The 15387-nt window shown below is 48.9% G+C and carries 18 protein-coding genes and 1 tRNA gene; 17 read left to right on the top strand and 2 right to left on the bottom strand.

Annotated features, from left to right (window positions below):
* Positions 1 to 34 precede the first annotated feature (34 nt).
* From WCY31_RS09845 to WCY31_RS09805, 9 genes are all read left to right on the top strand, one after another.
* Positions 35 to 802: a TonB family protein gene (locus tag WCY31_RS09845; RefSeq protein WP_345972245.1), complete on the top strand. Its 768-nt coding sequence runs from the start codon at positions 35 to 37 to the stop codon at positions 800 to 802.
* Between the two features lie 49 nt (positions 803 to 851).
* A complete protein-coding gene (gene pyrC, locus WCY31_RS09840) occupies positions 852 to 1901 on the top strand; it encodes a dihydroorotase (RefSeq protein ID WP_345969660.1) in 1050 nt (349 codons plus the stop codon).
* Entirely contained in the window at positions 1898 to 2557 is a 660-nt protein-coding gene (locus WCY31_RS09835; RefSeq protein ID WP_345972244.1) for a response regulator transcription factor, read from the top strand. Before pyrC ends, WCY31_RS09835 begins: the two co-directional genes overlap by 4 nt.
* Positions 2547 to 3392 (top strand): HAMP domain-containing sensor histidine kinase, encoded by an 846-nt coding sequence (locus WCY31_RS09830; protein WP_345972243.1) that lies wholly within the window; start codon positions 2547 to 2549, stop codon positions 3390 to 3392. Before WCY31_RS09835 ends, WCY31_RS09830 begins: the two co-directional genes overlap by 11 nt.
* Complete coding sequence (exbB, locus tag WCY31_RS09825) at positions 3382 to 3843, top strand: TonB-system energizer ExbB (protein WP_345972242.1); 462 nt, start codon at positions 3382 to 3384, stop codon at positions 3841 to 3843. Before WCY31_RS09830 ends, exbB begins: the two co-directional genes overlap by 11 nt.
* Positions 3833 to 4210, top strand: a complete 378-nt coding sequence (locus tag WCY31_RS09820) for a biopolymer transporter ExbD (RefSeq protein ID WP_345972241.1) — start codon at positions 3833 to 3835, stop codon at positions 4208 to 4210. Before exbB ends, WCY31_RS09820 begins: the two co-directional genes overlap by 11 nt.
* A 12-nt stretch (positions 4211 to 4222) precedes the next feature.
* Positions 4223 to 4552, top strand: a complete 330-nt coding sequence (locus WCY31_RS09815) for a glutaredoxin family protein (RefSeq protein WP_345972240.1) — start codon at positions 4223 to 4225, stop codon at positions 4550 to 4552.
* Between the two features lie 54 nt (positions 4553 to 4606).
* Positions 4607 to 5260 (top strand): class I SAM-dependent methyltransferase, encoded by a 654-nt coding sequence (locus WCY31_RS09810; RefSeq protein WP_345972239.1) that lies wholly within the window; start codon positions 4607 to 4609, stop codon positions 5258 to 5260.
* Positions 5261 to 5355: 95 nt separating this feature from the next.
* Positions 5356 to 5583: a hypothetical protein gene (locus WCY31_RS09805; RefSeq protein ID WP_345972238.1), complete on the top strand. Its 228-nt coding sequence runs from the start codon at positions 5356 to 5358 to the stop codon at positions 5581 to 5583.
* A gap of 307 nt (positions 5584 to 5890) precedes the next feature.
* Here the strand turns inward: WCY31_RS09805 and WCY31_RS09800 are convergent, their stop codons facing one another.
* Positions 5891 to 6595, bottom strand: a complete 705-nt coding sequence (locus WCY31_RS09800; RefSeq protein ID WP_345972237.1) for a hypothetical protein — start codon at positions 6593 to 6595, stop codon at positions 5891 to 5893.
* A gap of 190 nt (positions 6596 to 6785) precedes the next feature.
* Between WCY31_RS09800 and WCY31_RS09795 the strand changes: the two genes are divergently transcribed.
* The 6 genes from WCY31_RS09795 (at position 6786) to WCY31_RS09770 (ending at position 13027) form a co-directional block, all read left to right on the top strand.
* On the top strand, positions 6786 to 8624 hold the full coding sequence (locus WCY31_RS09795; RefSeq protein WP_345972236.1) for an ATP-binding protein: 1839 nt from the start codon (positions 6786 to 6788) through the stop codon (positions 8622 to 8624).
* Positions 8625 to 8674: 50 nt separating this feature from the next.
* Positions 8675 to 9760: a hypothetical protein gene (locus tag WCY31_RS09790; RefSeq protein ID WP_345972235.1), complete on the top strand. Its 1086-nt coding sequence runs from the start codon at positions 8675 to 8677 to the stop codon at positions 9758 to 9760.
* Positions 9761 to 9894: 134 nt separating this feature from the next.
* The gene (locus WCY31_RS09785) at positions 9895 to 10146 is read left to right on the top strand and encodes a hypothetical protein (RefSeq protein WP_345972234.1); all 252 of its coding nucleotides are present in this window, start codon (positions 9895 to 9897) and stop codon (positions 10144 to 10146) included.
* A 236-nt stretch (positions 10147 to 10382) separates the two neighbouring features.
* Positions 10383 to 11672: a hypothetical protein gene (locus WCY31_RS09780; RefSeq protein ID WP_345972233.1), complete on the top strand. Its 1290-nt coding sequence runs from the start codon at positions 10383 to 10385 to the stop codon at positions 11670 to 11672.
* A 10-nt stretch (positions 11673 to 11682) separates the two neighbouring features.
* Entirely contained in the window at positions 11683 to 12009 is a 327-nt protein-coding gene (locus WCY31_RS09775) for a helix-turn-helix domain-containing protein (protein WP_345972231.1), read from the top strand.
* Entirely contained in the window at positions 11945 to 13027 is a 1083-nt protein-coding gene (locus tag WCY31_RS09770) for a tyrosine-type recombinase/integrase (protein WP_345972230.1), read from the top strand. Before WCY31_RS09775 ends, WCY31_RS09770 begins: the two co-directional genes overlap by 65 nt.
* A gap of 82 nt (positions 13028 to 13109) precedes the next feature.
* Here the strand turns inward: WCY31_RS09770 and WCY31_RS09765 are convergent.
* Positions 13110 to 13186: transfer RNA gene (locus WCY31_RS09765), tRNA-Met, on the bottom strand.
* Positions 13187 to 13406: 220 nt separating this feature from the next.
* Here WCY31_RS09765 and groES point away from each other — a divergent pair.
* On the top strand, positions 13407 to 13667 hold the full coding sequence (gene groES, locus WCY31_RS09760) for a co-chaperone GroES (RefSeq protein WP_231018895.1): 261 nt from the start codon (positions 13407 to 13409) through the stop codon (positions 13665 to 13667).
* Between the two features lie 19 nt (positions 13668 to 13686).
* Positions 13687 to 15324, top strand: coding sequence for a chaperonin GroEL (gene groL / locus WCY31_RS09755; protein ID WP_345972229.1), 1638 nt, complete (start codon positions 13687 to 13689; stop codon positions 15322 to 15324).
* Positions 15325 to 15387 lie beyond the last annotated feature (63 nt).

Below are 15387 nucleotides of genomic sequence, written 5' to 3'. Positions count from 1 at the left end.
ATACTTTTGTAATACTTTTCGGTTAGGATACGGCATGGCACGTTCCCCGCAGGCATTTCTGGTTTCACTGTCACTGCACCTGGTGATCGGCATCGTGTTGCTGATCGTCGTGCTGCCGAAAATTCCGCTGTCGGTTTCGTCTGAGGCCCCGCACTACTGTCTTTCACTGTCGCGGGTGGCGCCGACGCTGCCGCCGAAGAAGAGCGAGCAGGCAGTAACGCCGGCGCCAGCTGTTGCAAAGCCTGCCCCCGTCCGGAAGAGAGAGCCGAAGAAGGTCGTAAAGCGTAGGGAGGTCGTCAAGCCGGCGGTTGTGATGAAGGCCCCTGCGGTCAAACCGGTACCGCTTGTCGAAGCGGAGCCGGAGGTGGAACCGGCACCGGTCATTGAAGAGACACAGCCCGATACGCCGGTGGAAGTGATAGAGGAAGCCGAGCCCGTCGCGGCGGCCGAAGGGGAAAGCACGGCCGAAGCGCCCGCTGCGGCGCAGACCGGAGCGGCAGATACTGCTGCGCAGCAGAGCAGCGAAAGTTACATGAATGAGCATCTGGCTGTCATTGCGCAGCTGCTGCAGCGTCACCTCTACTACCCGCGGATGGCACGCAAACGCCATATCGAAGGAGAGGTCATCGCCAGCTTCAGGGTGGAAACGGACGGCACGGTTCATGACGTCTCGGTCGAGCGGCATGCCCGCGCCATTCTGGACCGGGCCGCTGTTCGTACGATTACGTCGCTCTCAGGCCGTCTGCCGCACCCGAAACACGCGCTGACACTGCATGTCCCGATCCGCTTTGTGCTCAAATAAATCCGTGAAATGTTAGAATAAAGTATTGATTAAGACTTCAAGGATTTTGATGAAAACACATACGCTTTTAATGCCATTGGACATGCACCTCCACCTCCGTGACGGAGTAATGCTCGAGACGGTCGCTCCGCTCAGCGCCTACAGCTTCAGCGGGGCGGTCGTCATGCCGAACCTCGTCCCGCCGGTCACGACAAAAGAGGATGTTCAAGCCTATAAAGAGCGTATCTTCACGGCCCTCGGAACGCCGCTGAGCGACGAGGACGATCTGTTTGAAACGACGAACGCGGACTACTTCGAGCCGATGATGACCCTTTTCTACCAGCACTATGAGCGCGATTTCCTCGAAGAGGTGCGCGACGACATCTTCGCCGTCAAGCTCTACCCCGCCGGGATCACGACGAACTCCGAAGGCGGTGTCAGCAGCTTTGACCTTGATGCCATGCGTCCGACCCTCGAGGCGATGAGCGCCCTGGAGATCCCGCTGCTGATCCACGGCGAGACCGACGGTTTCGTCATGGACCGCGAAGCGGAGTTTATGAACGTTTACGAGATGCTCGCTTCCAACTTCCCCGACCTCAAAATCGTGATGGAGCACATTACGACAAAGGCGGCGGTGGACATGCTGGAGCAGTACCCCAATCTCTACGCAACGATCACCCTGCATCATCTGCTCATCACCCTCGATGACGTTGCCGGCGGCCTGATGCGGCCGCACCTCTTCTGCAAACCGATCGCCAAGCGCCCCGAAGACCGCGAGGCGTTGCTTGAAGTGGCGCTTGAGGCGCATCCGAAGGTCATGTTCGGTTCCGACTCCGCGCCGCACCCGCAGCATAAAAAGGAGGCCTGCGGCTGTGCCGCCGGCGTCTTTACGGCGCCTATCGCGCTGCAGGCACTGTGCGAGCTCTTCGACCAATACGGTAAACTGGAGAACCTGCAGGCGTTTGTCAGCGACAATGCGCAGAGTATCTACGGCATTTGCCCCGAGTTTAAAGAGGTGACCCTCTCCGACACCCCCTTCACCGTTCCGGCCAAATACGGCGACGTCGTTCCGATGTTCGCCGGCGAAACGCTCGGCTGGAGTATCGAAGACGTGCTATGACGACGGCCAGCATCCTCCTGCTTGAAGACGATCTGCTGCTGGGCGAGACGCTCGGCGACTTGCTTGAGGATGAGGGCTACCGCGTACGGTGGTGCCGTAACGGTCAGGAAGCGCTTGATGTGACGTTTGAAGAGAGTTTCGACCTCTATCTGCTCGACATTAACGTCCCGCAGGTCGACGGCCTGACGCTGCTCTCCGAACTGCGTTCCGCGGCCGATACGACGCCGACGATCTTCCTGACGTCGCACAAAGAAAAAGAGAAACGCAAAGACGGCTTCACGGCCGGAGCGGACGACTACGTGACCAAACCCTTTGACAACGACGAGTTGCTGTGGCGTATCACCGCGCTGCTGCGCCGAAGCGGCCGGCTCGAGGGGCTTTGCAACGGGCGTCTCTGCCATGACGCGGAGCATCATACCGTCCTCTTTGACGGCGATCCCCTCGAGTTGACGCGTAAAGAGTACGACCTGCTGACCCTGCTGATGCGTCACTGCAACAAGACCGTCACGAAGGCGATGATCGAGGAGGTGCTCTGGAGCGCCGGCGAAGCGGGGAGCGAAGGGGCCGTACGCGTCTACATCAACCGGATCAAACAGCTGATCGGCGCGGAGATGATCGAAAATATCCGTGGAGTAGGGTATCGCCTTGTTTCGTAACTTCTTCCTGGCAATCGCCTTTTTTTACGTCGTCTCGGTACTGACAATCGTCGCCGGGGTCTTTGTCCTCCAACTGCAGTTCGAGATCTTTTCCATCGTCTCGCTGCTCTTCATCGCCTTGCCCTTTGCGCTGCTGCTGGGGTGGATGTTCTCCAAGATCGCGATCGAACCGCTTATCAGCCATTTTGAAACCCTGGAACGCTTTTCCAAGGAGACGCTGCATGAGCTGAACATCCCTGTCAGCACGATCAAAACGAACGCCCAGATGCTCGAGAAGGGGTGCACGGATGAGAAGGCGCGCAAACGGATCGGACGGATCGCCTCGGCCTGCGAACTCCTTGAGGCCCGCTACGACGAACTGGACTACCTGATCAAAAGCCAGATGCAAAAAGAGCGGATCGACACCGTTGCGGTCGCCCCGCTTTTGCAAGAGCGCTGCGAGGCGCTGCAGGAGATCTACCCCGGTGTGACGCTGGCGTGTGATTTAGAGCCCATTAGTCTGAAACTCGATAGAATGGGCCTCATTAAAGTCGTGGACAATCTGATCGACAATGCGGTCAAGAACTCCCCAAAAGGGACGACGATAAGCCTGCGCCTGAAGGCCAAACGCCTGGAGATCAGCGACGAAGGGCGCGGTATGGACGAGGTCGAACTCTTCAAAGTGTTTGACCGTTACTATCAAAGCGACGACTCCCTGCCGGGTTACGGGATCGGTCTCGATCTCGTCAAACGCTACTGCGACCGGCACAAGATCGGGCTCAGTATCGATTCGACGCCGGGGCAGGGGACGACGGTAACATTAAATTTAGCGGAGGTAGCAGAAGATGCAGGGTAATTGGTTGGAGTTGGCAGAACAGTTGTTGGACTATGGAGTCATGGGCACCTTGCTGGTGATGAGTGTGATCGCTTTATGGCTTTTCATCGAGCGGCTGATGTATTACAGGGGCGTCGATGTCAAATCCTATGACAGCAAGGAGCTGCTGGAGCTTGATTTGAGCGACAACCTCTCCACGATTTCGGCGATCGGTGCCAATGCGCCCTACGTCGGTCTGCTGGGAACGATCCTCGGGATTATGATCACCTTCTACGGCCTTGGCGAGATCGGTGCGGTCGATACGAAAAAGGTTATGACGGGGCTGGCGCTGGCGCTGAAGGCAACCGGTTTCGGTATCCTCGTCGCGATCCCTTCCATCGTCTTCTATACCGCGCTGCTGCGCAAGATGGAGCGTCTGCTTACCTACTGGGACGTTAACACGCAAAAAGGGAATCAGCGGGATGCAGCGTAAACGCTTTGATCAGATCAATGTCATCCCGCTGATCGACATCCTCCTCGTGCTGCTGGTCATGGTTGTGACGACGGCGACGTTCATCAAGCAGGGGATCCTGCCCGTGGAACTGCCCGACGCCAAGTCCGCGGACAAGAAAGAGGACCAAAAAGAGATCGACGTTTACGTTACCAAGGACGGGAAGTACCACCTGGACAAAGCGCCGATCAGCGTCGCGGAGCTTGAAAAGCGTATTGCGGAGATCCCCAAAGACCAGACGGTGGTGCTGCGCAGCGACAAAGATGCGACCTTTCAGAACTTTGTGACGGTCATGGACCTGCTCAAAAAGTATAACCATGAGCAGCTCTACATCGTGACGAAAGAGTAGGGCGACAAAGCGATGGCGGAGAAACCCAAAAGCAGACCGCAGGGGAAAAAGCCCGGAAACGCCAGGCCAGCCGCGTCAAAAGCCGGCGGCAAGCCGAAACCGAAAAGCCAGAAGCCCGTGGCCCTCTTTACGGCGCCGGGATGCTCCTGGTGTGCAACGGCCAAAAAGTACCTCAAGGGCAAGGGCATAAGGTTCCGCACCATCGACATCTCCAAAGACGCCAAGGCGGCCAAGGACTGCATGCGCCACGGCTGCCGCGGCGTCCCGGTCGTGCTCATTGGCAACCGCTGGATCTGTGGCTTCGACCAGAAGAGCATCGACAAAGAGCTGGGGCTTTCTTAACGCTCCGTACGATAGACTTTTTTCGCTTCAAAAGTGGAGTGCCAAAGGAAACCTATGGGGGACACAATAAAAGACGTCAACAAGATTCTGCCCGATGCTGTACGCCGGGAGCACTGGGACAACCTTTTCAGGTCAAAAACCTATACCGATGTCTTATGGCATCAAACCACTCCCGCCAAATCCCTTGCACAGATAGAGCGATTTTCGGGCGCGGAGGATGCCGTCATCGACGTGGGGTGCGGCGCCTCTTTGCTGGTCGACAATCTTATTGCGAAGGGGTACCGTAACCTCTGTCTGCTGGATGCGTCCGAAGCCTCGCTGCAGATCGTGCGGGATAGACTGGCGCTGGATGCGGACATCCCCGATTATGTCTGTTCGGATATCGTCAATTTCAACCCTCAGAAGCAGTTCCGGGTCTGGCATGACAGGGCGATGTTCCACTTTCTGCAGGAGGCGACTGAGCGCCAAAAGTATTTTGCGGTCCTGCATGCCTCTCTGCTTCCCGGCGGAACCGCCATCATCAATACCTTTGCCGCTGACGGGGAAACCGAATGTGCCGGTTTGAGTACGATACGCTATGATCGGGAAAGGATGGCGGCAGAACTCCCCGAAGGGTTGGAGCTTATCGAAGCCGAAGATTTTGTCCATACAACGCCAAGAAATACGGAACAAAACTACGCGGCTTTCTATATCAGGAAAACGCACTAATATAGATACCGGCAGAACGCCAGTGCCGTAGATGGGCACGCTTCGAACATAATCTGCAGTTAAATGATTCGCATATTAAAATCAAAGGAAACTCAATGTCAAACCATCATCAAAAAATACTCATAAGAAGTATTGAACAGCGTATTCAGCATATCGACATGGCTGCCGAAAACCTGAACAAAATCGGTACGTACGATCGCGACGATTTCTATTTTGATGAACCGGAAATAAGAGAAAAATATGTACAGGTGCGTGATTCATTAAAGGAGATACGAAATTATCTGACTGAGACCATCATGAAACTTGAAAATAGAGAGAAGTAGAGCAAAAGATCGTCCCGATCGAAAGGCGTGATACATCACACGGTTCTAAATAAAAAGTTCTCTCGAAATGACACGTATGAGCATAGTGAGCAGTGCTTGAATCTGGGAGCTCTGTAAATAGGGAGTTTCTAGGTGGATGGTGTCAAGAGAGAGAAGCTTAAATAAGACTTAAATAAAATACAAAAGACCGCAAAATAGGGCATCGCACCTCTATCAAATTTCTTCATTTCTGCAAAAATAGTCGTTTTTGGGCACAGTATAGGTACATTTTTTGTATTGTAATAAATGACTATATTATGTAAATCAATTAGTCATTTAGTAATTTTATATACATGCTATAGTCAGCTTCTTTTTGTAAGAGTTGCAGACATTTTTTAAAGGCTTCTTTCGTTGTTTCAGGGGCATGCATATTGTATGTGTCAATTATGTTGACGAGTTCTGTAAAAAGGTCATAAGCCTCTGGATATCTGGATTTGTAAAGCCGGTAGGTCTTTCGTTTCCTACTCTCAGGAATATAGACTGCTTCATATTTAAGGCGTAACAATACTATTGCATCGTAGTGTGTTCTGGGGATGCCGATGCTCCTCATTTTTTTTACATCACTTTTATTATGTATGAAGTTCTGTAGCTTTGTGATGGTGGATGAAATATATGGCTTTACATCAATACCCCTATTCGACATCTGCTCAACAAGGTTAATATGTAAGAGATTCGAATTTAGTTCTTGAATAACAGTAAAACGTTTGTCATTTACTAAGTCTTTGATGATTATTGGAAAACCAGATTTCTTTTGTAATGCATGAATCATTTCGTGGGCTATATTTGATTCATTAATGTGATCGGGGTGAAAGACAAATGTTGGTTGTGCCCTTATATGATCATAGCCTCCTAAATGTGATAATGTTGGATTTATATAGAATAATGCTGGAACTCCAAAAGCTTCTTCTACTTCTGTTTTTAACTTTACTAATTTTTCAGAAGTAGTCAATAGTGATTTTAATCTATTTTCCATTTTGGTACTTTTCTAGCGCAAAAATTTGGTGGCTTTGAACTCAATGTATTTTGTCATAAGGATGATTAATACTTTAAAACTTGGAAGGTCCGTATTGACATTTTGACCACACCAACAGTATAGAGGTGCAAGAAGAATAGGGCTTCGTAGTATAATGTTCTTTAAACAAAAATAGTGTGAAAGTGCCAAAATGTATTTAAAAAAAATTGTAGTTGAAAATTACGGACCCATTGACAGAATTGACTTAGAGGCTAGATTTAGTAGTGTTGGTCACCCGACCCCTATAATATTGGTTGGTGAAAATGGAAGTGGTAAGACTACATTGCTTTCTTCTATTGCTGATGCATTAATGGAGTTTGCAGCAAAGTCATTTGATGATGTATTAACGAGAACAGCTACTGGCCATAAGTTTTTCAAAATCTCTGGGAGTGTCAATACCAAGACAGGACGCCCATACGGGTTATGCTTTTTCGAATTTGAGAACAATGGTACAAAGTATCAATATATTGATAAAAATGGACAACTTTCACTTGTTGATATTAAGACTAAAACGAACAATGTGTTTAGCCTGCCATTCAAGACGGATGAGATTTTTAAAATTATCAGTGATGACGTGGCAGGTTCAAAGGATGATTTCAAAAAAAATACATATTGTTTTTTCCCCTCTAATAGGTTTGAAGTACCACATTGGATGAATTCAGAGATATATTCGGATGAAAATTTCAAGTTCGAAAGTCAATTTGTTGATAAGTTGAAGAAGCCAATTTTGATTGCTTCTTCCATGGAAAAAAACCGCAGTTGGTTGATGGATCTTGTTCTAGATAGTCATCTATATGGGGATTCAAATATTTGGGCAAGTGTGAATAGCATTATTCGGGCAATTCTTGGAGTAGAACATTGTAGGTTTGGTATTGGACATAGAACGAAAGGATCTTATAACAGAATTTCAATAGGCAAAGTCGACGAGACAGGTAGTTGGATTGAAACTATTGTGCCTTCAATAACGAATCTTTCAATGGGACAATCAGTTCTATTAAATGTATTTCTTACAGTCATGAGGTATGGTGATCACGGAGAGAATACACAGTTGAATGAAATAGAGGGTATTGTTTTAATCGATGAAGTTGATTTACATTTACATTCTGATCTCCAGTCTCAAACGCTCCCTAATCTAATTGCTCTTTTCCCAAAAATACAGTTCATCATTACTACTCATTCACCACTTTTTGTACTTGGAATGGAGTCGAGGTTAGGTGCAGAAAATGTGATGATTGTAGATATGCCTTACGGAATGGAAATAAGTTCTGAACGGTTTAGAGAGTTTGAAAGTGCTTTTCAAGTGTATGAACAAACAAGGCTTTTCGAAGAAAAAGCACTACAGTTTATACAACAATCAGAGAAACATACTGTATTCGTCGAAGGTCCTACGGATAAGATGATACTTCATAAGGCTATTGAATTATATGCACCTGAAATTTTGTCATTGGTTGATGTTCAATGTGCAGAACAGAATGGAGGGGGCTATAACTGGGTAAAAGATATGTTGTTGAGTTGGCATTTTGGACGTCAGAATAAAAAAGCTATTGGTCTCTTTGATTTTGATCGGGCCACACAGAGCGCAATTGGGTCAATCAACGGATATGTTGGAAACCGCAATAATTTTAAAGTCATGAAGCTCGCAGATTATAAGCCTGCACATCTAATAAAGATTTTTTCAAAGGGGATTGAGATTCCCTTCGCCATAGAAGAAATGTTTGATTCTGAGTTTTGGGAATATTTCTCTTCACAAGGTTGGTTGAAGCGGAAAGATGATGTTGTTGAATACAATAGATTTCGAGATTTGGATATTAGCTTCAATGATTATTGTATCGATAAAGGTTTGCAGACTGAGGATTTTATCTTTTTCCAGACTGTGCAAAAAGAAAAAAAACTAGAAGCGGCACATTATATCTGTTCCGTTGCTGATGTGACAAACTTTATGTCGATGAAGAAGCTTGTTGAAGATATTAAGAAGTATTTTGAACTCTAACTATTGAGAAGAACAGATCTGTTGAATAAAATCTTGGGAAGCATGAAGATATGTACGAATTGTCTGGTCTGAAGTATGAGGTGGTCACAGATTTATATGAATCATTGAATGCAATCGATAGTAAGGTGAATTCTCCAGCAATAATCACATTCGCAATAAAACAAGCCTTCCACAGGCTTGAACCCAATATCCCTTTTCATGTAGTCAAAACATTGTTGGGAAAGTTGTTGAAACCGTACCTGGACCGTAAGCAACTTGGAATTTATGATAGAAAATTTGTTGATATGAATGAGGCACGAGTATTGTTTGACGCGACTTATGGAGAAATACTAGACGAGTGCCAATCATCTGGTGATGAGGAGGATCAATATCTATCTAATCTCATATATCTACTTTATGATCTTTTAGAATATGACAGAGTTATTATTGTCGAGAAGAAAACAGAACTTTGGTCGTTGGTAAACTTGATTCACTGGGGAAAGATGCATGCTGATGCAATGGCAAAACGGGATCTTCTCGCGGAGGCAAAGCCTCAAGAGAGGAATATCGACATAGCCTTAAATACTAATACTGCGTATGCAGACAAGATCAAATTTCTAAAAGATGATGTTGCTGTGATTAACCCTTTTGCAAAGAATGAAGTAGTTGAATGGAAAGACAAAATCATTAATCTATATGTTGATGATTTTCGACTAATAAGTCGTGCAATATATAATTTTTCACAGATCGTTCAAGAACACGGTGATATCCCCTATATTCGAGCATTTGGCGAGTTGGAGCCTTATATTGATAGTGATATGACTATTTCTAAGCGTGATTTCTACATTAGCTGGTACGCGTATGTAGTCGGTATATTTAATAAGGTTTCAAATTACACGGCTCCTTTGGGGAAGGTGATTGAAGTGGCACATTTATCTTCTATGATTGTTTTTCCTGAGTTAATAGGAAAAGAACCATTGGTTAATACCGCAAAAGCGAAAGTGCCTATACGAGAAAGAGCATTTTTCAAAGGGTTACGTTTATATGAATTTACAGATAAACGGTTAAAGATTGAGCGGTCAGACGAAGAGATCGCTTTTACAGAGAGATACATGTTAGAGGTCACAAAAGAATTAAACAAATTCAGAAAAAGTTAAACTATAGAGACTTTTATAAACCCTACTTAGTCGACTAAACACAAATCATATATTTCCCTAAAATTTTCCATGTAACTGTTGCAAAACCTATAAACACCAAAGCGCTTTGGTTAATCCAATTCAAGGAATTGACCATGTCCATTAGAATCAAAGGTGTCCTCATCGGACAGTATGAAAGCTCATACACCGACAAAGAAACGGGAACCCCCGTTCAGAAGAAACGCATCCAAGTACTGATTGAGAAGTCAGTCAAAAACGGAACCAAGTCCGAACTGCTCGATTTGACCATCCCTTCCGAAAAAGCTGCCAAGTATCAAGGCATGGAAGGCAAGCAAGTCGAAGTCGATGTTTCCTATTTCGGTCAATGCACCTTTTACGGGGTGTGACATGGAAGTAAGAACTCAAAACGTCTGCTTTCAATGTACAGACCAACCGGAGCCGGCTATGCCGGCGACCCACCACACCATCAACGACAGCTTCCGGCGAAAGCCCTTGCGCGGCATTACGCGAAAGGGTGTCGCCGGAGGGCTGCCGAAAGGGGAGGGGGTTATAGTAACACCCCCTCACGTAAGTCAAAGTACTCTCTTAAACGCTGACATTGAACGTCGCAGAGGAGGCTCCCATGCAAGGGCCTAATCCTACACCGATGCTCAGCGGGATCGATGCACTCTATTACTTCGCCCAAAGCGGTGCTTTCTATGATCGCTTCTTTGAAAGCATCATGGAAAAGATCGAGGAGAAAAAGGCTTATTTTGACTCTCTGAACTTTGCCTATGAGAACAGCGACATTATCATCCCTATCAACGGGATCGATATGATCTACAGCGGGGCAGGGCGTGACGGCTTTCAGTGGTTCGGACACGAGTTCTTCCGTGCAGGTTTCAAAGACAGCGAGAAAAACCCGTCCATCCACAATATCCGTATCCAGCTCAACGCCGTAGGGATCTACACGCTAGGGATAAAGAGTCTGATCGAGTACATCAACTCGAAGTTGTTGGATGAGGTCACAAGCGGCTATTACCCGATCACGCGTATCGACCTCAATACGTTTGTGCAGCACGATTTCAAGTATCTGCGAAAGGAGTACATCCTCTCAAAGAAGAAGAACCACAGCGCTAATATCTCGGAGCGTTCAAGCGGCTATGAATTGGAAACCTACTATGTCGGCAAAAAACCCTTCTTGCTCCGGATCTACAACAAGAAAGCGGAGATGAAAAGCGCAAGCGAGATCAAACGTGAGATCATGCTAAACCATTTCGGCGTTAACGGTCTGGATCTCAAAGGCCCCATCTTCAATGTCGAGTTCGAGATGCACCGCGAATATCTCCGGCAATACGGAATCGACACGATAGAGGATGCACTTGCCCGCGCAGAACAACTGTTCACTAAAGCGTGTGAGCTAATCCGTCTTATCGACCCCGACACTCTGAGCGCGTCAGAACTCAAAGCGAACCGCAAGAGGGCAAAGACACTGCAGATCTGGCAAGAGATCAAAGAGGGCTATAGCATTGACGCATTCATGCAGGTTGACACCCCTTTGGAGAAGGTCGAACAGATCAGCAGCCGCTACAGTCTGGAAGATGCCGAACGCTCGATTAAGCGCATCATTACTCGCCTACTCGTACACGGCAATCACCCGACACTTTTTTACTTCCTCGATGTGCTGCAAAAGGCACGGGATGAACTCGAACTCAGACGCAACGCCAAAGAGCTGCACCCGAAATACCCGCCGGAGAGTTTTGAGGAGGAGTTAAAAGCATTGAACAGGGATGCGCTTGAGAGCTTGGAAAGACGGCTTGAACTTGAGATGCAGCAGACCGAGATTGGAGATCTCTACTATGAGGAGTTGAGCTACCACTATACCGCGGTCTTCAACGAGTTTGTCCGTCGCGGTCTGAGACGGGATTTTTAAGGGGTGTGTCATGGAGATAGAACTTGAACACCTCAAGATGCTCCCGCGGATTCTTGAGATCATCGAGCTGATGAAAAAGGAGATGGACAAGGGTGCTGCCAAACGGTGGCTCAACGTCAAAGAACTCGCCGAGTATCTCGGCTATTCCAGAGACCGTATCTACAAGATCAAGGATGAATACTTTATCGAGGGAGTCCACTTTCATAACCGAACGGGTAAAATACTCTTTGATAGAGTTGCGATTGACTCTTGGGTGGTCGGAAAGGATACCGATGAAGCTCACCAGTCGCAGCGGCAGATTGTGGATAACGTTCTATCATCAATCAAAGAGGTATAGACGAAGCCTCGAACTCGATGATACGAAACGCAACCGCAAGATAGCCGAGCAACAAATCATTCCCGAGATTGTTTTTAAACTCAATCATGGGATGTTCTTTGAAACCGAAGAGACAAACAAGATGCCTACGCTCGAAGCGTTCGCGGAGGTCAGTTTCAAGCTGCACCGGAACACCCGAAAGCCCTCGACGCTTGTACGCATGATGTCAAATTACAAAAAGCACATTCTCCCCCGTTTCGGAAAGAAGAAGCTCGACCAGATCAAACCCTCCATGCTCTCGCTATGGCAATCGGAGATGCTTGAGAAGCAAGGGCTTTCCCCGAAACGGATCAGGGATATCCGCTCCGTGCTGAGTGTCATTCTGGAAGACGCGGTCAATGACGAGTTGATTGGATCAAACCCCGCTCGGAAGATGGCGAAGCTCCCCATGCAGCAGGCCGCAGCGATTGAGCCGTTTTCCTTTGAGGAGATCAGGGCGATTCTGGATACTGCCGAAGGGCACTTTGCCAATATGTTCGCCGTGGGCTTCTTTACAGGGATGCGGATCGGCGAGATCTTGGCGCTCAGATGGGAAGACGTAAATTTTGACACTGCTACGATAAGTATCAAGGCGACAGTGGGGCGTGGATTGATTACGACACCCAAAACGGCGGGCAGTATCAGGGAGATCGAGATCCTCGATGTGCTTATGCCTTATCTGCGTGACCAGTACGAGCAGACAGGGGAGTGGGGCACGTTTGTCTTTTTAAACGAAGCGAATACGCACTATTTTGATTCGAGCAAAATACGCCTTCCACACTGGAAAAACGCGCTTGAAAAAGCTGGTGTCAAGTATAGAACCTTATATCAGATGCGTCATACCTTTGCGAGTATGATGATTACGAACGGCGAAAATGTACTTTGGGTCAGTAGTATGATGGGGCACACAACTCCAGAAATGACCTTGAGACGGTACACCAGATATATCAAGAAAGACGGCGTGAAACATGGCACGTTTCTAAATAAAAAGTTCTCTTGAAGTGACACGTTTGGGCACAGCTTGGGCACAGTGACCAATTCTTAAATCTGGAAGCTCGGTAAATAGAGAGTTTCTAGGTGGATGGTGTCAAGAGAGAGACTTGAACTCTCGACCTCCGGCTTATGAGACCAGCGCTCTAACCAGCTGAGCTACCTTGACATCCGTTTGAAAGACCGAAATTATAGTTGCAGAGTCCTTAGATTTTCCTAAAAGTGCTCCTCTTGTTTTCGGCAATAGTTTAGCTAAACAGTTTATATGTTAAAAGGCTAACTATTCTTTAGCCAAATCGACTAAACTTCTTGACAATTCAATACCTATAAAGTAAAATTAGCGCGTAAAAAATATGGCACATTGTGCTTTGTAACGCAAAGGAGAACACATGAACTTTCAACCACTTGGTAACCGTGTGCTTGTCGAGCGCGTGGAAGACGCTCAGACCACCGCTTCGGGGATTATCATCCCGGACAACGCAAAAGAGAAACCTTCCCAGGGCAAGATTGTAGCAATTGGCGGCGACGTCGAGACCATCACTGTCGGCGATACCGTTGTCTTCGGCAAGTATTCCGGCAACGAGCTTTCCCTTGACGGTCAGGAGTATCTCATCATGGATGCCGACGACATTTTTGGAATTATCAAATAAATTTTAGAGGAGACAGAAAATGGCAAAAGAGATTCATTTTTCGGATGAAGCACGCAATACCCTCGCCGCAGGCGTACAAAAGCTGACAGACGCGGTCAAGGTCACTATGGGACCGCGCGGACGCAACGTCCTGATCCAGAAGAGTTTCGGTTCTCCGAATATCACCAAAGACGGCGTCTCCGTCGCCCGCGAGATCGAACTGAAAGATCCGCTCGAAGACATGGGCGCGCAGCTGGTCAAGCAGGTCGCATCCAACACGGCCGACGAGGCGGGTGACGGTACGACGACGGCAACGGTCCTTGCCAACGCCATCTTCCAGGAAGGCCTGCGCAACATTACCGCCGGCGCAAACCCGGTAGAGGTCAAGCGCGGCATGGACAAAGCGACCGAAGCGATCCTCGCCGAGCTCAAAGCCATTTCCAAGTCCATTAAGGACAAAACCGAGATCGCCCAGGTCGCGACGATCTCCGCGAACTCCGACAGCGAAATCGGCAACATGATCGCCGAAGCGATGGAAAAAGTCGGTCAGGACGGTGTTATCACCGTTGAAGAGGCCAAGGGTATCAGCGACGAACTCGACGTCGTCGAAGGGATGCAGTTCGACCGCGGCTACCTCAGCCCCTACTTCATCACCAACAGCGAGAAGATGATCGCGGAGATTGAAACCCCGTTCATCCTGCTCTTCGACCAGAAGATCAGCAACCTTAAAGACCTGCTGCCGGTCCTCGAGCAGATTCAGAAGACGAACCGTCCGCTGCTCATCATCGCCGAAGACGTCGAAGGCGAAGCACTGGCGACCCTGGTTGTCAACAAACTGCGCGGCATTCTCAACATCTCCGCGGTCAAAGCACCGGGCTTCGGTGACCGCCGCAAGGCGATGCTGCAGGATATCGCGATTCTGACCGGCGGCCAGGTGATCTCCGAGGAGATCGGCCGTACGCTGGAATCCGCGAACCTTGCCGACCTCGGTCAGGCGTCCCGCGTCGTCATCGACAAGGACAACACGACCATCGTCGACGGTATCGGCGACAGCGCGGCGGTCCAGGCGCGTATCAACGAGATCAAGACGCAGATCGAGGCGACGACTTCCGAATACGACAAAGAGAAGCTCCAGGAACGCCTGGCGAAGCTCTCCGGCGGGGTTGCCGTCATCAAGGTCGGTGCCGCGACCGAGACGGAAATGAAAGAGAAAAAAGACCGCGTCGATGATGCGCTCTCCGCGACAAAAGCCGCCGTGGAAGAGGGGATCGTTATCGGGGGCGGTGCCGCACTGATCCGTGCCGCGTCCAAGGTGCAGCTCGACCTCGAAGGCGACCAGAAGATCGGCTACGAGATCATCCTGCGCGCCGTCAAAGCACCGGTCAAGCAGATCGCTGCCAATGCGGGCTTTGACACGGGCGTCGTCGTCAACGGTATCGAGACGGCTGCGAGCGAGAACGTCGGTTTCAACGCGGCAACAGGCGAGTATGTCGACATGTTCGAAGCAGGCATCATCGACCCGCTCAAAGTCGAGCGCGTCGCCCTGACGAACGCAACCTCCGTCTCCAGCCTCCTGCTGACGACGGAAGCGACGATCCACGAGATCCCGGAAGAGAAGCCGGCCGCACCGGATATGGGCGGCATGGGCGGTATGGGCGGTATGCCGGGGATGATGTAACGCCCCCGCGTATCTGCAGGGAGCCCGTTACAGGCGGCTCCCCACCTTCTTCTCCACGCTATT

The sequence above is a fragment of the Sulfurimonas sp. HSL3-1 genome (assembly GCF_039645995.1).
Taxonomy (GTDB): domain Bacteria; phylum Campylobacterota; class Campylobacteria; order Campylobacterales; family Sulfurimonadaceae; genus Thiomicrolovo; species Thiomicrolovo diazotrophicus.
This window is presented reverse-complemented; position numbering and strand designations above follow the sequence as displayed.